Here is a 19528-nt window from a genome sequence, read left to right as displayed (position 1 = left end):
CGCCAAACCATTATTAAAGGGGGATGAATCATGAAAAAAAGAAACCGAAACAAGACAATTCTTCTCAGCATCTTTCTTTGCATCACGCTCCTGCTGACAGCCTGCGGCGGCTCTTCCGGCGACAACGGGGGCCAAGCGGCTTCCGATGAGCCCATGGTGCTCCGGTTGGCAACCGACCACCCCGTTGACCACATGGCCACTCGATCTGCCAATGCCATCGCTGAAGAAGTGGAAGAAAAGACCAATGGACGCATTAAGATTAACATTTACCCGGCCAGCCAGCTGGGCGGCTATGACACCGTCTACGAAGAAATTGTCCGCGGCACCATCGATATGGCCCATATCACCATTCCCGATTCTCTGGATTCCCGACTGGGCGCCGCCTATACGCCTTATCTGACAACGGGCTATGAAGAAGCCAAAGTTGTTTATGCTCCCGGTTCCTTCCTGAGTGAAAAATTTGTGGAGTACAACGAAGCGCTGGGCGTCAAGTTTTTAGGATTCTATCTTGAAGGTTACATCGGCATGTCTGCAAAAAAAGAACCCCGGGACCTGCTGGTGCCTGGTGCCAACAAAGGATTGCAGATGCGGGTATGGGCTGCGCCTGCCGCCCGTGAACCCATGGCCGATCTGGGCTATACCCCCGTCACGGTTCCCTACGCAGAAGCCCCCACTGCCATTCAGACAGGTGTGGTGGATGGCTGGATTGGAGGCACTCCCAATGTAAACTACCACTGGGTGGGTGAAATCATCGACTATTTCTGGCGCACCTACATGCATGCAGAAAGTACGGCCTACGTCATGAACCAAAAATTGTTCGACAGCCTCTCTGCCGAAGATCAGCAGATTATTCTGGATGCCTTTGAACGTCAGAGCAAGGAAAGCTTTGAACTTGCCGAAGCGGAAGATGAACACTGGATGGAACAGTTGGAAGAGCTGGGTGTGACAGTGGTAAAACTGAGCGACGACGAAGTTCAGATGCTGGCAGACTTTGTCAGAACCACCACCTGGCCAAAACTGGAGTCTGTCTATACCAGCGAACTGCTGGATGGACTGAAAGCACAGTACGAATAGATTTTTAGACAGGGGAAAGCAAGCCTTTCCCCTGTAACCATCTTGCTGGGAGGGATGAAATTGTCAAGAACCGACATTGAACTGTCACGGGAAAACCATCTTTTCTGGCGAACCCTCGCCAATATTCAAAAGGCCATCATGGTGGTCACCGGCCTCGCCGTCATGCTCATCGTGTCTTCTGCCATGCTGTTGCGCTGGCTTTTTAACACCGATTTCAAAGGCTACGAAGAGATCCTGGTGATGTTTGCCTTCTGGCTCTACATGATTGGCAGCAGCTATGGCAGCTACCGAAAAAACCAGATCACTGCCGATATTTTGAACATCTACCTGAAAGAAGGACGTGTAAAGTCAGTTATTAATTTGTTTCGCTCTTTTTTAACACTGGTTTTGGCAGCTATCTTCAATTACTGGGCTTATGAGTTTGTTGTCTGGGGCTTCACCATGAAGACCAAAACACCCGTTTGGCGGCTGCCCATGGTATGGGGTCAAAGTTCCCTTCTTATCGGACTCACCCTGGTGACTTTCTATAATCTCGTCTATTTTTATGACGAAATCAAACTGACATTGATACAGTTTAAACAAGGCAAACAAATTCTAAGCTAACCTGAAGAGGAGTGATGACTGCATGCACATTATTCTGTTTGCTTTTATAGCTTTGGTGACAACACTGCTCATTGGGGTTCCCATTCCCTTTGCCTTCTTTGCCTCTTCCATTGTAGTGGTTATTTTGGGTGGCTACGACCCTTCATTCCTACTTCCTTATGGGTATGCCCAGGCTTCCTCCATCATTCTGGTGGCCATTCCACTGTTCATACTGGCCGGTGGTCTGATGGAGCGTGGCGGCATTGGCGAACGCCTGGTGGAAGTGGTGGAAGTGCTGGTAGGCAGAGTTCGGGGAGGCTTGGGGGCTGTCATGGTCATTTCATGCGCCATTTTCGGAGCCATTTCTGGCAGTGGCTTTGCAACCGTCTCCTGCATTGGTTCCATCATGCTGCCCCGCATGTACAGAGCAGGTTATCCCCGGGGCCATTGCTCGGCACTTATTGCCAGCGCAGGCGTACTGGGCCTTTTGATCCCCCCCAGCCTGACCATGATTCTATATGCCTGGGTTGGCGGCACTTCTGTTTTAGCCAGTTTTCTGGCCACCGTTACTCCCGGCGTCACTTTGGTTATTCTTTTCAGCATCATCAACCTGATACTGTTACGCAATAATAAAGAGATCACCGTCACTGAAAACTATGACTTCTTGACCACGCTGAAAGTGTTTAACAAAAAAGCCATCTCTGCCACGCCTGCCATTATCGCACCTGCCATCATTCTGGGTGGCATCTACGGCGGAGTGATGACTCCTACTGAGGCAGCTGCCATGTCCTGTCTCTATGCCATTCCCGTCGGCTTTTTCATTTACAAGGGACTTACCTGGCGGGAGTTTTATGACACACTTCTGAATTCCGTCAATACTGCCGGCGTCATTCTTATCATGCTACTTTCTGTTATGGTGCTCAGCCGGCTTTATATCATGGAAAATGTGCCTCAACAACTGATGGCGCTTTTCTCAGCCGTATCAGACAATCCCATTGTCATTCTGCTGATGCTGAATGTGTTTATGGTACTAATTGGAATGCTTATGGATGATATCAGCGCCATCCTTCTATGTACACCCATCCTGTTACCCATTGTCACTCAGTTGGGTGTCACCCCTGTACAGTTCGCTGCCATCATCGGGGTCAACCTGGGAATGGGCTGCATCACACCACCCTGTGCTCCCTTCCTGTATCTGGCCGGCCGCATTGGCGGAGCACCTGTGAATGAGATGCTTAAAACCACTTTTGCGCTGATTTTCTTTGCCTGGATTCCCACCCTCCTGTTGGCCACCTTTGTCCCCGGTTTTTCGCTTTGGCTTCCCCGGCTGGTGCTGGGTATTCAATAATCCGGGCATTCACTACTTCTTTATTTCGCATATTGTCACACGCCAACCGATTTCAAAAAAACCCAAAAGCCCTGTTGGTATTACAGGTACTTTTGGGTTTAACCGTTCATCCCGCTGTGTCAGCGTTCTGACGAGAATGACGATATTTTTCGAAATGCTTCCATCTGTTGTTCGAATTTTCCAATGATCTCATGGCTCCGGGAAGGGGTCTGGCTGCTGACCGCCACAAAAAGACCTGCATTGACCAAAAGAGCCACAATGCCTGCATACACAATTTCAAAGGAAGGGTCAAAGCGCATGACGACCATGGCACTGATCAGTACCACCATGCCGCCCAGGAGTCCTGTAATGGCACCCTGAGCAGTTGAACGCCTCCAAAACAAGGCGCCACACAAAGGAATCAAAATCTGGGCAGTGCCGCTCAAGGCAATTAATCCAATGTTAATCAACAATCCAGGGATATAAATCAGCATTAAATAAGTGAACGCCGAAAAAAGGACAACGGCAACTCTGCCCACCAGAAGAAGCCGCTTATTGGACAGGCTGCGATTAATATACTTTTGGTGAATATCGATGGTATAGACAGAAGAAATGGAATGGATCTGAGAATTGGAAGTGGACATGGCTGCCGCCGCTCCTCCTGTCAAGGCTAATGACATGAAGGCATAGGGGGCATGGCGATACAGCAGCACCGGCAGTATTATATCAGGATTTTCAATGCCCGGTTCCAGCAAAATTCCCGCATAACCGGTGAGCATTGGAAAAATATTGATAATTGACACCATCCCCAGGAGCAATGGCATTAAATCAAATATGCGGGGGTTACGCACCGCATATAAGCGTGTCCATAAATGAGGACCCATCAACGCTCCCACGGGGACGACAATGAACATGGCCAGCCACAGCGGTGCTCCGGCATTACCCGTTGGCCCTGGCAGTGTTAGAATTTCAGGCTTTGTTCGCTGCAACTCCGCAAAAAGAAAATGCATGCCACCCACACGGTTCACCAAATAAAGTCCTGAAGAAGCCAGTCCAAAGAGAATTAAAATGCCATAAAAAATATCAGCCCAAGCCACGGCCCGTAAACCACCCGTCCACACATAGATAATGATGACGATGAGAAAAAGCAGTCCCGCCAGCTCCCAGGGGATCAACTCATTGGAAGCTACCTGAATCAGATAGGCACCACCCGCCAACTGAATCTGAAGGTATGGCAACGTAAAAACCAGCAGAATCACCGCCACCAGATCCGCCAGCCGATCCGACTGGTATTGGTCGCGAAAAAAATCTGCCGCCGTTATATACCCATTCATCTTTCCAAAAAACCAGATGCGTTTTCCTAGAACAAAGAATAAGAGACCAAATAAAAAATCCCACCCGATGGTTGTCCAGTAAACAGGACCTTTCAGGTAAAAAGACGCACTCGATCCCAGAAAGGCAAAGGCACTCATCCATGTGGCCATCACTGTAAAAAAGACCGACAACGATGACATGTTGCGGCTCTGGATAAAAAAGTCCTCCGGCGTACCCAGTTCCCGTTCTCCTGCACGGGTTCCAATGTAAAGAGGAATGAACATATAAGTTCCAATAATCAGTAATGGAAGCACGTGTTGATCCATGGTTGTTTTATCACCCCGCTTTAATCACCCGGCTGTCAGCTCATCCTGTGACTATTTTCCCCAGTTGATCCTGTAGGCAATCCACAGCACCACACAAAGGTACGCCCATACCAAAAGAACAAACCCATACAAAAAGGGCATTCCAAGAAAAGAAGGTTCAATGCGGTTAATGAACAGAATGCCGGGAAATTCTATGGCAGCTATTCCAAGAATAATCAGACCCCACAGTATTTTCCCGGATTTGGTCCCTGTTTTTCTTCTTCCCATGGAACCAGCCTCCTCAGCTTCAACCATCAGCTCAATTGATATTCATTCTGCTCGTCCCATTATACCATAGAATTTTCTGAATTTGTCAGATGGTTTTGCGCACCACCAACAAAAAGGGGGAGCTTCAACAAAGCCTCCCCTTTTTGCTATGGGCTATTGATTTTCCAGCAAATCTTTCACATCCACAAATTCACCGTTGGGGAAATTATCAGCAAAAATCAGTGATACCAGTGCTTCTGCCACCACTTTGGCCGGGCGCAGCACACCGTCTGTCTTGAACTTTACAAAATCGGCCAGCGGCTTAAAATCCACTTCCTTTGAACTTCGAATGGTCACCTGCATGTCGGTGTCCATCACTCCTGGTGAAAAAGCCGCCAACTGAGCGCCATTTTTTTCATCCTTTTCTTCTTCTGCCGCACAACCGGTAAACAGGTTCACCCCCGCCTTTGCGGCGCAGTAGGCACTCCAGCCGTAAATGGCGCGCTTGGAAGCTCCCGAGGTAACGGTCACCACCCGTTTTGGCGCTGCCAGTTCCCGGGACAACCGGAGGAACGCTGCCGTCAACGCCATGGGCGCCGCCAGATTGACATGCAGATTTGTCAGGATCTCCCCGGCATTATACTTTGACAAGGGAGCAACAGGTTCCACCATTCCTGCATTGTTCACCAGATACAGTCCCGTTGCTTTTGAAAAGTCAACCATCTCAAAGAGCTGCACCATCAACGACTCCAACATTTCCACTTCTGCAAGATCCGCCTGAATCACATTCATGGAGATTCCCAGTTTCGCCGCCTGATCAGCCAACGCCTGGTTGGCGGTACGTGCCACACACAGCAGATGAACTGTTTCTCCCTGTTCCATCAACACTTCTGCCAATGCACTCCCCAACCCCTTGGAGGCACCTGTGATGATCACATATTTCATTTTAGTCACGCTCCTTTTCTGACAGCGAAGTTCACCATATGCTAGTCTTCCATCATGATTTTCAGCACTTCCACATCTGTTTCCCGCATGCCTTCACGGCCCAATCTTCCCACTGCCGTAATGGTTTTCTCCACATTGTTTTTCACAATCCCTGCACCCTGCTCAAAAACAATATTTTTCATGGCCAGATGGTGAGCCATCATGGCCGCATCCACACTGGATGCAATTTTGGCGGCACAGGATGATTTGGCTCCATCACAGACAATGCCGGAAACATTGGCCAGGGTGTTAATGATGGTCATTTCAATATTCTCCAGGCGACCACTTTCAAGATAGGTGACGGCTGCACCACTGCCACAGGCGGCACTCACAGCTCCACAATAAGCAGAAAGCCGGCCAATGCCTGTTTTTTGATGAACGGTGATGAGGTTCGCCAGAGCCAGGGCCCGGTACAACCGGTCTTGACTGATTCCCTTGTCAGTGGCATAAACAATCACCGGCAGAGAAGTGGTCATACCCTGATTGCCGCTTCCCGAGTTGGTCATCACAGGAAAGCTGCAACCGTTCATACGGGCATCTGAACCTGCAGCGGCATAGGCACGCATTTTGGTGATTACATCATCGCCGTAGCATTCCAGCAACATTTTCCCAATACCGGCACCATACGCTTCGGCAAGACCTTCTTCCGCAATATCAAGGTTAAAGGCAATTTGACGATCCAGCAGTTCCCGGACGTCTTCCAACCGGACTTCATTGGCAAAATCCAGTATATTGGCAACGTTAAGCCGGCTTCTGTCAGAAAGAACCGAATTGAAGTCATTCATGTCTGTTTCCTGTCGATAAACCACCTGACCGTTGTGAAGAATTTCATGAATGTTGGTATGGGCATGAATGATTTCCACCGACGCTTCATCTTCACCATGAGACACCTGCACCTTTAAATGCAGATTGGCCGCAGAATCCATTAACTCCACCCGGCACATAGATGTTTCCAGAGAAGCATGAATCTGTTTGAGATCTTCTGCTTTAAGGGATTCCAGTACTTCCATCTCCCTTGAGGCATCACCCATCAATCCGGCAAGGGCACTGGCTTCAATGCCCTTCAGCCCGCCGGTGTTGGGAACTGTGACCGCTTTGGCATTTTTGATGATATTTCGGCTGCAGGCAACCACCATGTGCTGCGGGTACACTCCCAATACTTCCCGTGCCTTTGCTGCCGCATAGGCAATGGCAATGGGTTCGGTGCACCCCAGTGCCGGAATTAATTCTTCCTTCAATATTTCCAGATACAGCTGGTATTGCTGCTGGTCCATGAAGCCATCTCCTCTATCACAGTTTATCTCGGTCATGATGGTGTGATTTATATTTTCTCTCATCATACTATTTTGATCTATTTTCATCAAGTACCATCAATGAATCACTCCATCGTCGATGCACATGCAATCACCTGCTATCCGTGTGACGAGAAGAAAAATGAACAGCTGCAGCTGACATGCCCTGTCATATAAATAAAAAAAGTGCTTTCCAGATGGAATGCACCGATATCCTGCTTATTTTAATTGACTGATTGGAGCGGGTGAAGGGAATCGAACCCTCGTAACCAGCTTGGGAAGCTGGGGCTCTGCCATTGAGCTACACCCGCAGTTTGCCTCAGATGATTATATCATCAATACTAATTAAGCGAAACCATCCAGTTACTTTTCTTATGACGTGTACATTTTTCCCGTCAGCTTTCCGTTTACTCTCTAACAGGAATCGTGATTTAGGTTGCACCTTTCAGGCTACAGATGTATTTTACACGTTTATTGTTCTTTTTAAGGAATCATTTTTATCATTTTGTGCTTTTTTTGTCAGTGATCCGTTGAAATCAGTGGCTTGACTAACACCACCGCCACATCGTTCACATTGGTGCCTGTGGGGCCGGTGATCACCAGGTCGCCAGATGCCTTCAAGGCATGGTAGGCATCGTTGCACTTCAGTGCACTTTCCGGGTCATTTCCGGCAGCTCTCATGCGGCAGGCACTATCACCATCCACCATTCCACCAGCAGCATCAGTGGGGCCATCGGTACCGTCAGAACCTACGGAAAACAGCACCACATTGGCCAACCCTTCCATACCCAACGCAGCCGCCAGAGCCAACTCCTGATTTCTGCCGCCTTTCCCATTGCCGGTAAGGTGAACCACGGTTTCACCGCCCATAATGAGGGCGCAGGGAAGTTTCGTCCGATAACCACCTGCTTGATTATTCTGGTGTTCTGCCAGTTCCCGGGCCATTGCTGCCATCACCCTGCCCGCCTCCCTGGCTTCACAGTCCAGGGTGGTGGTAAGAATCTGGGGTTCGTAGCCTCTTTGCAGGCAGGCCTCGGCGACAGCAGTACACAAACCCGCAACGTTACCGGCAATGATGGTCTCACAGCGGGTGGTAATGGCGGGGGTTTCCATGACCAGTGCCTGGCGCACTGATTCATTTATCTGTAAATCATACCGGTGAATGATGGCCAGCGCTTCCTGAGTGGTGGATGAATCAGGATGAGCAGGACCGGAAGCGATGACATCCAGTCGGTCTCCCAGCACATCTGAAAGAACGATGGCCAGGATTGGGGCCGCAGCGCAGGCAGCAGCAAAGCGTCCGCCTTTGACGGCTGAAAGACGTTTGCGGATGGTATTTATTTCACCAATGGAGGCACCACTGGCCAACAGCTGTTCGGTGATCATCTGAATGTCTTTCAACGTGACACCTGCTGCCGGCATTTCAAAAAGAGCAGAACCGCCTCCTGAAATCAGCAGCAGCACCTGATCTTCAGCAGTGAGTTCACTGACTATTTCGAGGGCGGCAGCAGCACCTCTCACAGCATTTTCATCGGGAACTGGATGCCCTGCCTCAATGATTCGAAAGCTCGTCAGCGGTCCCTTAGAATGACCGTGCTTGGTGACCACCAATCCCCGTTTCAGTTGATCACCCAGGATTTCTTTTGCTGCATGAGCCATTGACCAGGCGGCTTTTCCCAGGGATATCACCACAGGATTGCCTGTCAACTGACGGTGTTGCAATGCTTTTTTCACAGCCTCTTCCGGCAGAACCGCCTGAATGGATGTCGTGATGATGTCATGAGCGTCTTGCTTCATGCCTGTTAGTGATCCTTTTTGACCGGCCGCCTGATCTGCTGTTTTCATTCCGTCATCTCTCCTTCAATGTCAGTACGCGTCAGTGCCGATTGGTAAACGGTCTGTAAACTAACGCCCGCTCTTAGAGCTGCTTGCCGGCAGTCTTCATATTCCGGCGATGCTTTCACCACACCTTGCCAGTGAGCCCGTTTCACCCGCACCGGCCCAAAAGGGGTATGAACCTTTCGAAGTTCCCTTGTCATGACAGCGCGTCTGGCTTCTGTGATACGCACGCCCAGGGTGGTGGTTTCCCGAAAGATAATTTCAAGGAGCTTTTTTTCATCTGATCGGTTACAGATCACTTCCAGTTTGACTCCCGGTCGATTCTTTTTCATATAAAGGGGGATAAAAGAAACATCCAGCGCCCCGGCATCCAGCAGCTGTTCCATGGCGAACCCCAGGATTTCCCCCGTGGAGTCGTCTAAACTGGCATGAATCACCGTCACCTGATGAGACGTTAATGCGCTGGGGTCATCACTGTCTTTTTTTTTTCGCCTACTACCATGCGCAGCATGTTGGGAATTTCAAGGTCACGGGTACCCGCCCCGTAGCCGATGGCGGTAACTTCCATTGCAGGCAGCGGGCCGTATCCATCTGCCATGCCGGCGGCGATGGCGGCTCCGGTGGGTGTTACCAGCTCACGGGGGATCCCTGTGTTGTAAAAGGGCATTTGGTGATTTTGAATAATCTGCAGGGTGGCCGGCACAGGCACAGGCATCAGCCCGTGCTGGCACTTCACAAAGCCGGTGCCGGTATGCAGGGGCGACACCACCACCTGGTCCACCTTCAAGTGACACAGACAGATGGCCGCTCCCACAATATCCACGATGGAGTCCACTGCCCCCACTTCATGAAAATGAACTTCTTCAATGGGTTTGCCATGCACCGTTGCCTCTGCTTCCGCCACAATGCGGAACATTTTTTTGCTGAGAACTTTCACCGGCTCTTCCAGGCCACTTTCGTTAATGATGGTTTCCACTGCCGCCAGGTTCACATGGTGATGCTCATGAGCTGTTTCGTCATGATGATGACCGTGGTGATGGTGATGCTCATGGGCATGGCTTTCCTCCTGGTGATGGTGGTGCTCCCCGTGATGATAGCTTTCTGCGCCTGTCAGTTTTACATTCACCTTAGTCCCCTGTATTCCCTGCTTTTCAGCTGGTGTCACCTCTAAACGGTAACCGTCAACCGTCAGCTGTGACAGTCCCTCCCGCAGCAACTGTTCCTCCACACCCAGGTCAATAAAAGCCCCCAGCGTCATGTCCCCGCTGATACCTGCAAAACAGTCAAGATATAATATTCTCAATGAAATCATGCTCCTTTTCAGTTGATTGACACGTGAATCGATATATTGTTGATCCGGATATCTGCCCTTGGTTTTCGTCCAGTCTCATTGTACCACAAACCAACACGTCAGCGGTCGTTACCTGGCCCAGATCTGAAATACTGTCAGCAACACCATCATCACGAAAAGCGTCACTGCATAAATCAGGGCATCTCCAAAAATAAGGGGGGATTCATATCGCTTCACGCAGAAAGTGGAAAACCGCTGGCAAAAACTGAGCACAGGGTGCAAAATCACCTGTTCGGCCGATACCCAGCGAGGCAGTTCCAGGGCAAAAAGCTGAAAACGCCGACCTACAATAAACAAAAGAAATCCGGCAGCAAAAACAGGAATGGTTCCCAAAAGATCTTTGCCATTCCAAAAATTGAGTCCAGTGAGCTGAATTTCCACCAGCGCCGGCACCCGGGAAACCCACATGGCTGCCGGCGCCATCAAATGCCTGACCCAGAAAGTTGGAAACAAGCCTGCGAAGACCATGATCACTGCCAGACAGGTCATCACATGGGTCATCCACCGGGATGGTCCTCCCACCACCTGGCCATCAGCCAAAAGGACCGACTGTGTAACCAGCGGAACCTCCCCCGATTTCACGAATACAAAATAGAAGTATTTGATGGCGTAAGCTACCGTTCCTGCACCGGCAGCCTTGTAGAGCCATTCTGCCATTCGCAGGGAGGCCGGCCCCTGATCCATGGCTTGGACAAGGCCATGGTGCAGCAGTGTCTTGCTGACATAACCGTTCAATCCGGGAAACCCGGTGATTCCCATAAGTCCGATAAGCGTGAGTATGGCAATCACCGGCATTTTTTTCCAGAGACCCCCCAGTCGGTAAAGATTCACCTCATCTGTGGCAAAGAAAAGGGTGCCAGCGGTCATGATCAACAGTGCTTTAAAGAAGAGATGATTGATCATATGATAGAGGGTACCGGCCACACCATAGACTCCCAGGTATCCCAGATATGCAGAAATGCCAACACCCATGATCACGTAGCCCATCTGGCTGATGGTGCTGTAGGCCAGCATTCGCTTGATATTACTCTGCATCAGAGCCAACAAAGCACCTGCAATCATGGTGATGATCCCCGCCCAAAGGAGCATCAGCCCCACCTGTTCCGACACTTGCCAAAGAACGGCACTGAAAGGTGCCTGGTCTTCCGCCCCGGCAGAAAAGGTCACTGACATCACTCTCAACATGCCGTAGCCACCCACTTTTACCAGCATGGCCGAAGACAGAATCACCACTGCAAAAGGGGCCTTTTCGTAAATGCGGGGCATCCAAAAATGAAAGGGCACCATCCCAGCCTTCATTCCCAGTCCCGTTAACAAGAACAGGGCGATCAGATATTTGATGCTCCCCATTTCACTGAACTGCGCTGCCAAGTGCACCCATTCTGCCGTTCCCGTATAAGCCACCAAGAGCAATATGCCGCTAAGAAGCAGCAGGCCGCCCAAGATTCCCATGTACAGATACACAAAGCCAGCCTCCAGCTGTTCTTCCCCCCGGTGATAGACCATTAGTGCATAGGAACTCAGTGTCATCAGTTCAAAAAAGAGAAAGAATGTAAGCAAGTCGCCAGCCAGAAAAGCTCCCTGTGTCGCCAGATAGGTGATGGTGTAAAAAAGATAATGAATGTCTTCCATGCTGTAATAGCCCACCATCAGCCACAGAATTCCTGCCAATACTAAAAAAGGATAGTTTAGCAGGTTTATTTGAAAATACATACCCTGGCCAAAAACGCCGCCCAGCCGATAAATGATAGGTTCCTCCATCACATCCCAATAGGTGGCTGCCAGAATGATCGTATTCAGCAACACAAACCCCTTGGCCGCATTACGCCGCACCTGGCGAGGCTCCCGTCCCGGCATGATCCGGGGCAGCATCAGTTCAATCACCATAAACACGATCACCAACAGCGGTAATCCCATCTGCACCATCAGCCGAATATAGTTCAAGCGAAGACCTCCCGTCTGCTGAAATGCACGTTCTACTTCACTCATACCACAGAAGACAGTCTGACTATCAGACGAAATACATATGTCAGCAGTTCACTGGAAATGAATGAATCTCCGGTGTATTTCCATGGATTTACAGAATCCTTACCTGTTGTTTACATGATCTGAAACCAACTTCCCCGCCCATTTGATACATTAGTGGTGACATTATTCCCCCAACAACCATCAGCAATGGATGACAACTGTTGAAAGGAGTGCCCCATGCGAACCATTGTGATTGTCACTGCATCCATCGGCGCAGGGCATAATCAAGTTGCCTGTGCTTTAAAGGAATCACTGCTGCAGCATAATTCTTCCCAGCAGGTTCATGTCATTGATTTACTGGCAGAAAAACGGATTTATCAGATGGTGAACAAACTTTACTTAACCACCATCCAAAAGGCACCTGCCGTTTTTTCAAAAGCGTATCTTTGGACACAGACACACCAGACAAATCCCCGTGCCGTATCCATGCTCCACCACCTGTGTTACCGCCTGTTGAAGCAGCTGCAGCAGACACTGTCTCCCTCTCTGTTTATCTTTACCCATCCCTTTCCCGCTGCTGCCTATCGATCTGCTGCCCTGGCACCTGCCTACGCAGTTCTCACAGACTTCGGCTTCCACCCCCTCTGGTTAAACCGTCAGCTCAGCGGTTATTTTGTTGCCCATTCTTCCCAGGTGATGTCATTAAGGGATGAAGGCATCCCCGCATCACAGTTATACCTCACTGGTATCCCTGTGAAAAAGGGCTTTGCAACACCAGTCGAAACAGCCTCTCATCTTTATCCCCTGTTAAAGGAACCTGCCATCAGCGAACAGCACATTCTGATCATGGGCGGCGGACTCGGCATTGGCAGCCTGACCGCCTGCACCGATCTGTTGATGGCGGCTTTTCCGCAACTGCATTTTGTTGTGGTCACTGGTAACAACGAGACCCTGTATGACAGCTTAATAATCCGCACCCGCCATTTAGCCAATTGGAAAATTATGGGTTTTTCCAATGATATTCCCCGCCTTATGAAGCAGGCTTCCCTGCTTATTACCAAAGCGGGGGCAGTCAGTCTTTCGGAGGCTGCCGTTGCCGGACTTCCCACCATTATCCTAAATCCCCTGCCAGGTCATGAAGAAGAAAATGCAGCGCTGGCGGCGAGTCAGGGCTGGGCCCTTCAGGCAAAAGATGTTCGTGAAGTTGAGCACCTCATTTGCCAACTTGGTCAGTACCCTGAACGCCTTCACGATATGTGCCAAAAGGCTCGTCAGGCAGCTTTTCCAGAGGCTGCCCACAACGTTGTTTCCCTTCTGCAAATACCGTTGGAAGAGGAGGGGCGCCGATCATGCTGACACTTTTTTCCAAGTCTTCCACCCCACAAAAAAATGTTCATCGCTGCTGTTCCGAGCATGTGCCGGCACTTCTCGCCGGCAGCGGTCACCGGTATTTGGCAGCACTTCTCCCCCCTTTCATGAGCTTCATTCATCAAGGCAGCCAGTGGACTGATCAGGGGTTGCGAAACCTGAGTCATTTTTATCACCCCTTGCAGCACAGCGGCCTTCCCGGTGTTCACCATGCTGCCGACGAGCTGACAAACAACCTGAAAATCATGGATGAAGCATTCAAAGAGCGTCACGCACAACGCTATTTTTTCCACTTGGGGATCGTGCTGCACCTGATACAGGATCTCTGTGTGCCCCACCATGCCATTGGCTGTCTTTTGCAGGGGCATCACCACTATGAATCCTGGGCTGCAGACCATTTTCAGGCCTTTATTCCCCGCAGGCTTGTTGCAGTGAAGGGGCGGCATCCACTGGAGATCCTGGAGTCAAATGCACTTCGCTCTCTTTCTCATGAAATGTTACTTCATCAGCCCACTGAAGAGCAAATGAAGCACAGCACTGCCGAACTGCTGCCCCGGGCTTTCCACAGCACTGCAGCTGTGCTGCTGCTTTTACAGAAGGAAATTGTCTCTCTGACCGAATGCTCCACCTCAATACCCCACCCCAGTCTGATGGGCAAAGTGGTATAGAGGTGATTTCATAAGAAGCAGAAGCTGCCGGATTTTTCGGCAGCTTCTGCTTTATCTGTCGCTGAGCTTATCAGACAGCAATCACAAGGCGATCATCTGTTTTTCAACGCTGACGCCTGTCACTCTAAATCTGGTGACCTTCTCTCAACCCTCCAGGCAAATGGTATCCATGTGCTCAAAATCCAATGTAACCACTGCCGTGTCAAACTTGATTTCATAAAGGACTAACTGTTCTCCGGCTTGCTCAATCGTATCTTGATAGTCTGGAATTTTACTTGTGAACCCATCAGCAACATCGAAAATAGTGCGGTCACTCTTTTTGACAATGCCATTTGCCTTCACATGTTCATAGCCATGATGGGGGATTGTCGTGAAAGCTACCTGTGGATTCGCTTCAAATTCCTTGACCTTGTCATTATCTCCAAAGGTTGTAAAAAACAGTGTGTTTGCTGTGGCATCAAAGTAGAAATTAACAATTCGCACATGCGGCTGTCCATTAACGCTTGTCGCCAATGCAATTTCGGTTTGCGTTCTCATCATGCCTGTTAATTCCTTTTTCGTGATCATCGATCATTCTCCTTTTCTTTTTGAGATATTTATAGCATAATACAGAAAGGTATCAAATCATGACACCTTTTTGTATGATCATTTTTTGGGGGAAGGGTGAAGTTGATGAACAAATCAGAGCGATTGAACGATATGATGCTATTTCTGAACGACAGGAATTTCTTCAATCTAAAAGATTTAATGGAAAAATATACGATTTCAAAGAGTACTGCACTTAGAGACGTACATTCAATGGAAGAAATGGGAATGCCCATCTATTCCCAATCAGGCAGAAATGGTTATTATGGCATTCTGCAAAACAGGCTGTTATCTCCCATTATATTTAACATTGATGAAGTATTTGCATTATATTTTTCAATGCTCACGTTAAGGGCGTATGAAACCACGCCCTTTCATTTAAGTGTCGAAATACTAAAGCGCAAATTTGAAAACTGTCTTTCCGCAGAAAAAATCGAAATGCTTCATAACGCTGAAAAAATTTTTAGCTTAGGGTCTATTCCGCAAAAGAATCATTGTCATTTTTTGAAAGCTATTTTACAGTCCGCTCTTGATGAAAAAGTGTGTGACATTAAGTATCAGAAAAAAAATGCGATTCAGTGGCATCCCATTCAATTTTTTAATATCTCTGCTGCTTACGGCCAATGGTATGCAACTGGCTATCATGCTGAAACAGGCTGTACACAAGTGTTTCGTTGCGACAAAGTACTCGATGTGAAAGGGAACGTTGTGTATCCTTCAAAGCCAGTCGCTGACTTGATAAAATCTGCTGCCCTGCTTTATAAAACCCCGGGTGCAACAGATTTCGAAGTCATTGTATCCAAAAAAGGAGCAGACATTTTTCAAAAGGAACATTACCCTTCAATGAAGCTGCACCTGGAGGATGACGCATACACAATTCGAGGTTTTTATAATGCAGGAGAAGAAAATTTTATTGCTGCTTATTTCATGGGATATGGAGAAACCATTCGATCGATACAGCCTGTTCCTTTGAAAAATCTGATCATCGACAAATTAGATGCTCTTAGAAGTTATTTGTCTGCCATATAGTTGTTTGGCAAGAGCGCTCTCTTACTCACTAAACAGCCCCCAAAATGAAACAGACAGCACCTGTCAATAGCAGCTCACGGAGCCTTGTCTCGACCATTGACGGTTACTGTCTGTTTTGCTATCTGCCTCTATTAGCTTATCGGGTGATCATCACGCTCCAAGATCGCCTGTTTTTTCAACGTTAACGCCTGTCACTTTAAATCCTGGAATTTTGCAGTAGGGGTCCAGCACTTCGCCATTGGTCAATACATTGGCACCCTCACTCCAATGGAAGGGGACAAAAACCACCTGAGCGTCAACCCGGTCAGTGATGCGAGCTTTCACCCGAATTTCACCCCTGGGAGAAGCAATTGCTACCAAATCGCCCTCCTGAATCCCTTTGGCACTTGCCATCTCTGGATGAATTTCCACATAGTTTTCCGGTGCGATGGCTTCAATGCCCGGCGACTTGGCGGTCATGGTACGGGTATGGAAATGGTACAAAATCCGGCCGGTGGTCATGATGTCAGGATATGCTTCCTGTCCCAGCTCTGGTGACGGTTGCCACTGAACGGGTTTAAAGAGACCAGCACCGCGGGCGATTTTACCCACATGCAGAATCGGAGTTCCTCCATGGCTTTCTGCCGGACAGGGCCAACACAGGCCTTCCTCTTCAATTCGGTCATAGCTGATACCTGCATAGGAGGGAGCCACCCGTCGAATCTCCTCAAAAATGTCTTTTGGTCCTTTGTAGCTGGATTCCAGCCCCAGCCGGTTCAAGAGCTGCATGAGAATCCACCAGTCCGGCCGTGCCTCTCCAGGAGCCATCACGGCCTGACGCACCCGCTGCACCCGGCGTTCAGTATTGGTAAAAGTACCCTCTTTTTCGGCAAACACTGCGGCAGGCAACACCACATCTGCCAGTTGGCCCGTTTCAGTGAGGAATATATCCTGAACCACAAGGAACGCTTTTTCCAGCCCTTCCTTCACATGATGGGTATCCGGATCAGAGATCATGGGATTTTCCCCCATCACATAAAGCATTTTCACTGAACCTTCTGCCGCAGCTGGAATCGCCTGAGTGACAGTGAGTCCTGGGCTTTGAGGCAGCGCAACACCCCACGCTTCTTTAAAGCGGGCAATGGTTTCGGGGCTGTTCACCGGTTGGTAAGCAGGCATTACATTGGGCAGCGCGCCCATATCACAAGCTCCCTGCACGTTATTTTGACCCCGCAGGGGATTAACGCCTGCTCCTGGTTTTCCCAGATTGCCGGTGACCAGTGCCAGATTGGAAAGACTCATCACATTTTCTGTGCCATTCACATGCTGAGTGATACCCATGGAATAAATAATGCTGGAAGCATGGCTATCGGCGTACATACGAGCCGCCTGGCGAATGGTTTCCGCCGGCACGCCTGTCACGGTTTCTGCCCACTCCGGTGTGCATTCTGCCACAGCAGCTATTAATTGATCAACGTCTTCGGTGTGCTCTTCGATGAAGGTTTTGTTTTCCAGTTTTTCCTGCAGAATCACATGAATCATGGCATTGGACAGGGCTACGCTGGAACCGGGACGAATTTTTAGGAAAAGGTCGGCTTCCTCAGCCAGTTCAATTTCACGGGGATCTGCCACAATCAGCTTGCTGCCGGCTTTCCGAGCCTGGCGCACATAGGCACCCATCACCGGATGTGCTTCCGTGGTATTGGAACCGGTGATAAAAATCACCTCGGCATTTTTCACATCTGCCATGGGATTGGTCATGGCACCGCTTCCCAGTGTGGTTGCCAGCCCTGCCACGGTGGAAGCGTGGCATAAACGGGCACAGTGGTCAATGTTATTGGTACCAATGGCACCGCGCATCAGTTTGTTCATCAGATAGTTTTCTTCATTGGTCACCCGGGCTGAAGAAAAACCGGCGATGGCATCTGCCCCATGCTCCTGGCGAATGGTCTGAATTTTCTCGGTCACCAGGTTCAGTGCTTCTTCCCAGGATGCGGGTTCCAAAGTGCCGTTCCGGCGGATCAACGGTGTCGTTAAACGATCAGGATGACCGATGAAATCATGGGCAAACCGCCCTTTCACACACAAAAGCCCTTCGTTGGCAGCCCCTTTATCAGGCAAAATTTCCACCACTTTGTTTTCTTTCACCAGCAACTTCATCTGACAGCCGACACCGCAGTAGGCACAAGTGGTTTTCACTTCTCTGGTTTCCCAATAACGGTATTTTTCTTTTCGTTTGGGAAGCAGCGCTCCAACCGGACAGACAGAGATGCAGTTTCCACAGGAAACACAGGTGGATTCTGACAATCCCATTTCAAAAGGAGTTCCCACATGGGTTTCAAACCCACGATCTATGAAACAGATGGCTTCAGTACTTTGAACCTGTGAGCAAACGTAAACACATTTTCCGCAAAGAATACATTTACTCTGATCTGCCACATAGAATTCGTTACTGGTATCTTTGTCATAGTTTTTGCGTTTGCCGTCAAAGGAACTCTCTTCAATATCATACTGAAAACACAGATCCTGCAGGGTACAGCGCCCCGCTTTTTCACAAGTGAGACAATCCAGCGGGTGATTGGCCAGAATAAGATCTAATATTTCTTTCCGGGCAGTCACCACCGCTTCGCTTTCAGTTTGAATGACCATTCCATTGGCTGCTGGCGTACTGCAGGAAGCCATGAGTGAACGGGCACCCGCCACCTCTACGACACAAATACGGCAGGAGCCATGGGGTTTTAATCGTTCATCATAACAGAGCGTGGGAATCTTTATGCCTGCACTGGTTGCAGCTTCATAAATCGTTTGACCTTCCTTCGTCTGGACAACCTGTCCATTAATGGTGCATTCAATCATCTTTTAACCACCTTCCCAAAATATAGTGACATACCGACCATCCTTTCTCTGCTGCCTATCTGAAAAACAGCAGACCTCGCCCATTTTCGTTAATTCTTTCACATCCAACTCTATCACAGGATTTCCACCTTCTCCAATTAAACATTTCTATATGCCTATTGAAATCCAACTATATTGCAGCCATGAACCGCGCTCATTCATCAAAAATGGACGCATGCATTTTCGCCAACAGAGTACGATCATCCTCATCTGGATTTTCTAAAAAAAACAGCACCCTGAGGCCCACGGTGGGGATCCAAAGTGCCGTCATACAGTATGCATAACTCCGCTTCAAATTCATTCTATCGGATCAAATCCCAACTTATGCAATACTTCACGCAATTTTTCCTGGTTAATGGGTTTTGCTGCAAACGCTTCACATCCAAGCTCAAAAGCATCATAAACCGTCTGCTGCTCGTTAAGAGCGGTGGTCATCACAATCTTAACCCGCTCCTCCGCTGGTACATGCTTGTCATTTTCCAACTCCCGAATAATTTTCAGCGTTTTAAGTCCGTCCAACTTGGGCATCATGATGTCCAGACATAGCAGGTCATAAGGTTCCCCTTCATCCCACGCCAGGAGAAAAGCATCCACAGTTTCGATGCCATCCACGGTCATGTCGCATTCCCCGTAAGCTTTAAGAAATTGCTGCATGAATTTTCGACTACCCAAATCATCCTCTGCAATGAGTATTTTTATCA

The 19528-nt window shown here is 49.1% G+C and carries 17 protein-coding genes and 1 tRNA gene; 6 read left to right on the top strand and 12 right to left on the bottom strand.

Annotation, left to right across the window (positions count from 1 at the left end):
- The first annotated feature begins 30 nt into the window (after positions 1 to 30).
- The 3 genes from dctP to AAIG11_RS00635 are packed head-to-tail and all read left to right on the top strand — an operon-like array spanning position 31 to position 3004.
- The gene (dctP, locus tag AAIG11_RS00645) at positions 31 to 1074 is read left to right on the top strand and encodes a TRAP transporter substrate-binding protein DctP (RefSeq protein ID WP_343184348.1); all 1044 of its coding nucleotides are present in this window, start codon (positions 31 to 33) and stop codon (positions 1072 to 1074) included.
- A 60-nt stretch (positions 1075 to 1134) separates the two neighbouring features.
- The gene (locus AAIG11_RS00640) at positions 1135 to 1677 is read left to right on the top strand and encodes a TRAP transporter small permease (RefSeq protein ID WP_343184347.1); all 543 of its coding nucleotides are present in this window, start codon (positions 1135 to 1137) and stop codon (positions 1675 to 1677) included.
- 22 nt (positions 1678 to 1699) lie between these two features.
- Positions 1700 to 3004, top strand: coding sequence for a TRAP transporter large permease (locus AAIG11_RS00635; protein WP_343184346.1), 1305 nt, complete (start codon positions 1700 to 1702; stop codon positions 3002 to 3004).
- A 119-nt stretch (positions 3005 to 3123) separates the two neighbouring features.
- Here the strand turns inward: AAIG11_RS00635 and AAIG11_RS00630 are convergent, their stop codons facing one another.
- The 9 genes from AAIG11_RS00630 to AAIG11_RS00590 form a co-directional block, all read right to left on the bottom strand.
- Entirely contained in the window at positions 3124 to 4623 is a 1500-nt protein-coding gene (locus AAIG11_RS00630) for a sodium:solute symporter family protein (protein ID WP_343184345.1), read from the bottom strand.
- A 51-nt stretch (positions 4624 to 4674) separates the two neighbouring features.
- A complete protein-coding gene (locus tag AAIG11_RS00625) occupies positions 4675 to 4890 on the bottom strand; it encodes a hypothetical protein (RefSeq protein ID WP_343184344.1) in 216 nt (71 codons plus the stop codon).
- 153 nt (positions 4891 to 5043) lie between these two features.
- Positions 5044 to 5814, bottom strand: coding sequence for a (S)-benzoin forming benzil reductase (locus AAIG11_RS00620; RefSeq protein WP_343184343.1), 771 nt, complete (start codon positions 5812 to 5814; stop codon positions 5044 to 5046).
- A 41-nt stretch (positions 5815 to 5855) separates the two neighbouring features.
- The gene (locus tag AAIG11_RS00615) at positions 5856 to 7127 is read right to left on the bottom strand and encodes an L-cysteine desulfidase family protein (protein WP_343184342.1); all 1272 of its coding nucleotides are present in this window, start codon (positions 7125 to 7127) and stop codon (positions 5856 to 5858) included.
- Positions 7128 to 7382: 255 nt separating this feature from the next.
- Positions 7383 to 7456, bottom strand: a tRNA-Gly gene (locus tag AAIG11_RS00610).
- Between the two features lie 208 nt (positions 7457 to 7664).
- Complete coding sequence (locus AAIG11_RS00605) at positions 7665 to 8990, bottom strand: glycerate kinase type-2 family protein (protein ID WP_343184341.1); 1326 nt, start codon at positions 8988 to 8990, stop codon at positions 7665 to 7667.
- Positions 8987 to 9427, bottom strand: a complete 441-nt coding sequence (larC2, locus tag AAIG11_RS00600; protein WP_343184340.1) for a nickel pincer cofactor biosynthesis protein LarC2 — start codon at positions 9425 to 9427, stop codon at positions 8987 to 8989. The genes AAIG11_RS00605 and larC2 overlap by 4 nt, the downstream gene beginning before the upstream one ends.
- 11 nt (positions 9428 to 9438) lie before the next feature.
- The gene (gene larC / locus AAIG11_RS00595; protein ID WP_343184339.1) at positions 9439 to 10287 is read right to left on the bottom strand and encodes a nickel pincer cofactor biosynthesis protein LarC; all 849 of its coding nucleotides are present in this window, start codon (positions 10285 to 10287) and stop codon (positions 9439 to 9441) included.
- 117 nt (positions 10288 to 10404) lie between these two features.
- Positions 10405 to 12279, bottom strand: coding sequence for a complex I subunit 5 family protein (locus tag AAIG11_RS00590; protein ID WP_343184338.1), 1875 nt, complete (start codon positions 12277 to 12279; stop codon positions 10405 to 10407).
- 261 nt (positions 12280 to 12540) lie between these two features.
- Between AAIG11_RS00590 and AAIG11_RS00585 the strand changes: the two genes are divergently transcribed.
- Both AAIG11_RS00585 and AAIG11_RS00580 read left to right on the top strand, forming a co-directional pair.
- The gene (locus AAIG11_RS00585; protein ID WP_343184337.1) at positions 12541 to 13659 is read left to right on the top strand and encodes an MGDG synthase family glycosyltransferase; all 1119 of its coding nucleotides are present in this window, start codon (positions 12541 to 12543) and stop codon (positions 13657 to 13659) included.
- On the top strand, positions 13653 to 14339 hold the full coding sequence (locus tag AAIG11_RS00580; RefSeq protein ID WP_343184336.1) for a phospholipase C/P1 nuclease family protein: 687 nt from the start codon (positions 13653 to 13655) through the stop codon (positions 14337 to 14339). Before AAIG11_RS00585 ends, AAIG11_RS00580 begins: the two co-directional genes overlap by 7 nt.
- A 144-nt stretch (positions 14340 to 14483) precedes the next feature.
- Here the strand turns inward: AAIG11_RS00580 and AAIG11_RS00575 are convergent, their stop codons facing one another.
- On the bottom strand, positions 14484 to 14906 hold the full coding sequence (locus AAIG11_RS00575; RefSeq protein ID WP_343184335.1) for a pyridoxamine 5'-phosphate oxidase family protein: 423 nt from the start codon (positions 14904 to 14906) through the stop codon (positions 14484 to 14486).
- 105 nt (positions 14907 to 15011) lie between these two features.
- On the opposite strand from AAIG11_RS00575, the gene AAIG11_RS00570 reads away from it, so the two are divergent.
- On the top strand, positions 15012 to 15953 hold the full coding sequence (locus tag AAIG11_RS00570) for a helix-turn-helix transcriptional regulator (protein ID WP_343184334.1): 942 nt from the start codon (positions 15012 to 15014) through the stop codon (positions 15951 to 15953).
- Between the two features lie 150 nt (positions 15954 to 16103).
- Here AAIG11_RS00570 and fdhF read toward each other — a convergent pair whose 3' ends face one another.
- Both fdhF and AAIG11_RS00560 read right to left on the bottom strand, forming a co-directional pair.
- Entirely contained in the window at positions 16104 to 18788 is a 2685-nt protein-coding gene (fdhF, locus tag AAIG11_RS00565; RefSeq protein ID WP_343184333.1) for a formate dehydrogenase subunit alpha, read from the bottom strand.
- 336 nt (positions 18789 to 19124) lie between these two features.
- The gene (locus AAIG11_RS00560; RefSeq protein ID WP_343184593.1) at positions 19125 to 19526 is read right to left on the bottom strand and encodes a response regulator; all 402 of its coding nucleotides are present in this window, start codon (positions 19524 to 19526) and stop codon (positions 19125 to 19127) included.
- Positions 19527 to 19528 lie beyond the last annotated feature (2 nt).

It is taken from the genome of Anoxynatronum sibiricum, assembly GCF_039414295.1.
GTDB classification, from domain to species: domain Bacteria; phylum Bacillota; class Clostridia; order Peptostreptococcales; family Tindalliaceae; genus Anoxynatronum; species Anoxynatronum sibiricum.
The sequence above is the reverse complement of the archived record's forward strand: the minus strand, read 5'-3'. Positions and strand labels throughout refer to the sequence as shown.

Coding starts and splice junctions, on each gene's coding strand:
- fdhF (WP_343184333.1), bottom strand. CDS start 18,788: ATGATTGAATGCACCATTAATGGACAGGTTGTCCAGACGAAGGAAGGT.
- AAIG11_RS00575 (WP_343184335.1), bottom strand. CDS start 14,906: ATGATCACGAAAAAGGAATTAACAGGCATGATGAGAACGCAAACCGAA.
- AAIG11_RS00615 (WP_343184342.1), bottom strand. CDS start 7,127: ATGGACCAGCAGCAATACCAGCTGTATCTGGAAATATTGAAGGAAGAA.
- AAIG11_RS00605 (WP_343184341.1), bottom strand. CDS start 8,990: ATGAAAACAGCAGATCAGGCGGCCGGTCAAAAAGGATCACTAACAGGC.
- AAIG11_RS00580 (WP_343184336.1), top strand. CDS start 13,653: ATGCTGACACTTTTTTCCAAGTCTTCCACCCCACAAAAAAATGTTCAT.
- AAIG11_RS00620 (WP_343184343.1), bottom strand. CDS start 5,814: ATGAAATATGTGATCATCACAGGTGCCTCCAAGGGGTTGGGGAGTGCA.
- AAIG11_RS00625 (WP_343184344.1), bottom strand. CDS start 4,890: ATGGGAAGAAGAAAAACAGGGACCAAATCCGGGAAAATACTGTGGGGT.
- AAIG11_RS00635 (WP_343184346.1), top strand. CDS start 1,700: ATGCACATTATTCTGTTTGCTTTTATAGCTTTGGTGACAACACTGCTC.
- AAIG11_RS00570 (WP_343184334.1), top strand. CDS start 15,012: ATGAACAAATCAGAGCGATTGAACGATATGATGCTATTTCTGAACGAC.
- AAIG11_RS00630 (WP_343184345.1), bottom strand. CDS start 4,623: ATGGATCAACACGTGCTTCCATTACTGATTATTGGAACTTATATGTTC.
- AAIG11_RS00585 (WP_343184337.1), top strand. CDS start 12,541: ATGCGAACCATTGTGATTGTCACTGCATCCATCGGCGCAGGGCATAAT.
- dctP (WP_343184348.1), top strand. CDS start 31: ATGAAAAAAAGAAACCGAAACAAGACAATTCTTCTCAGCATCTTTCTT.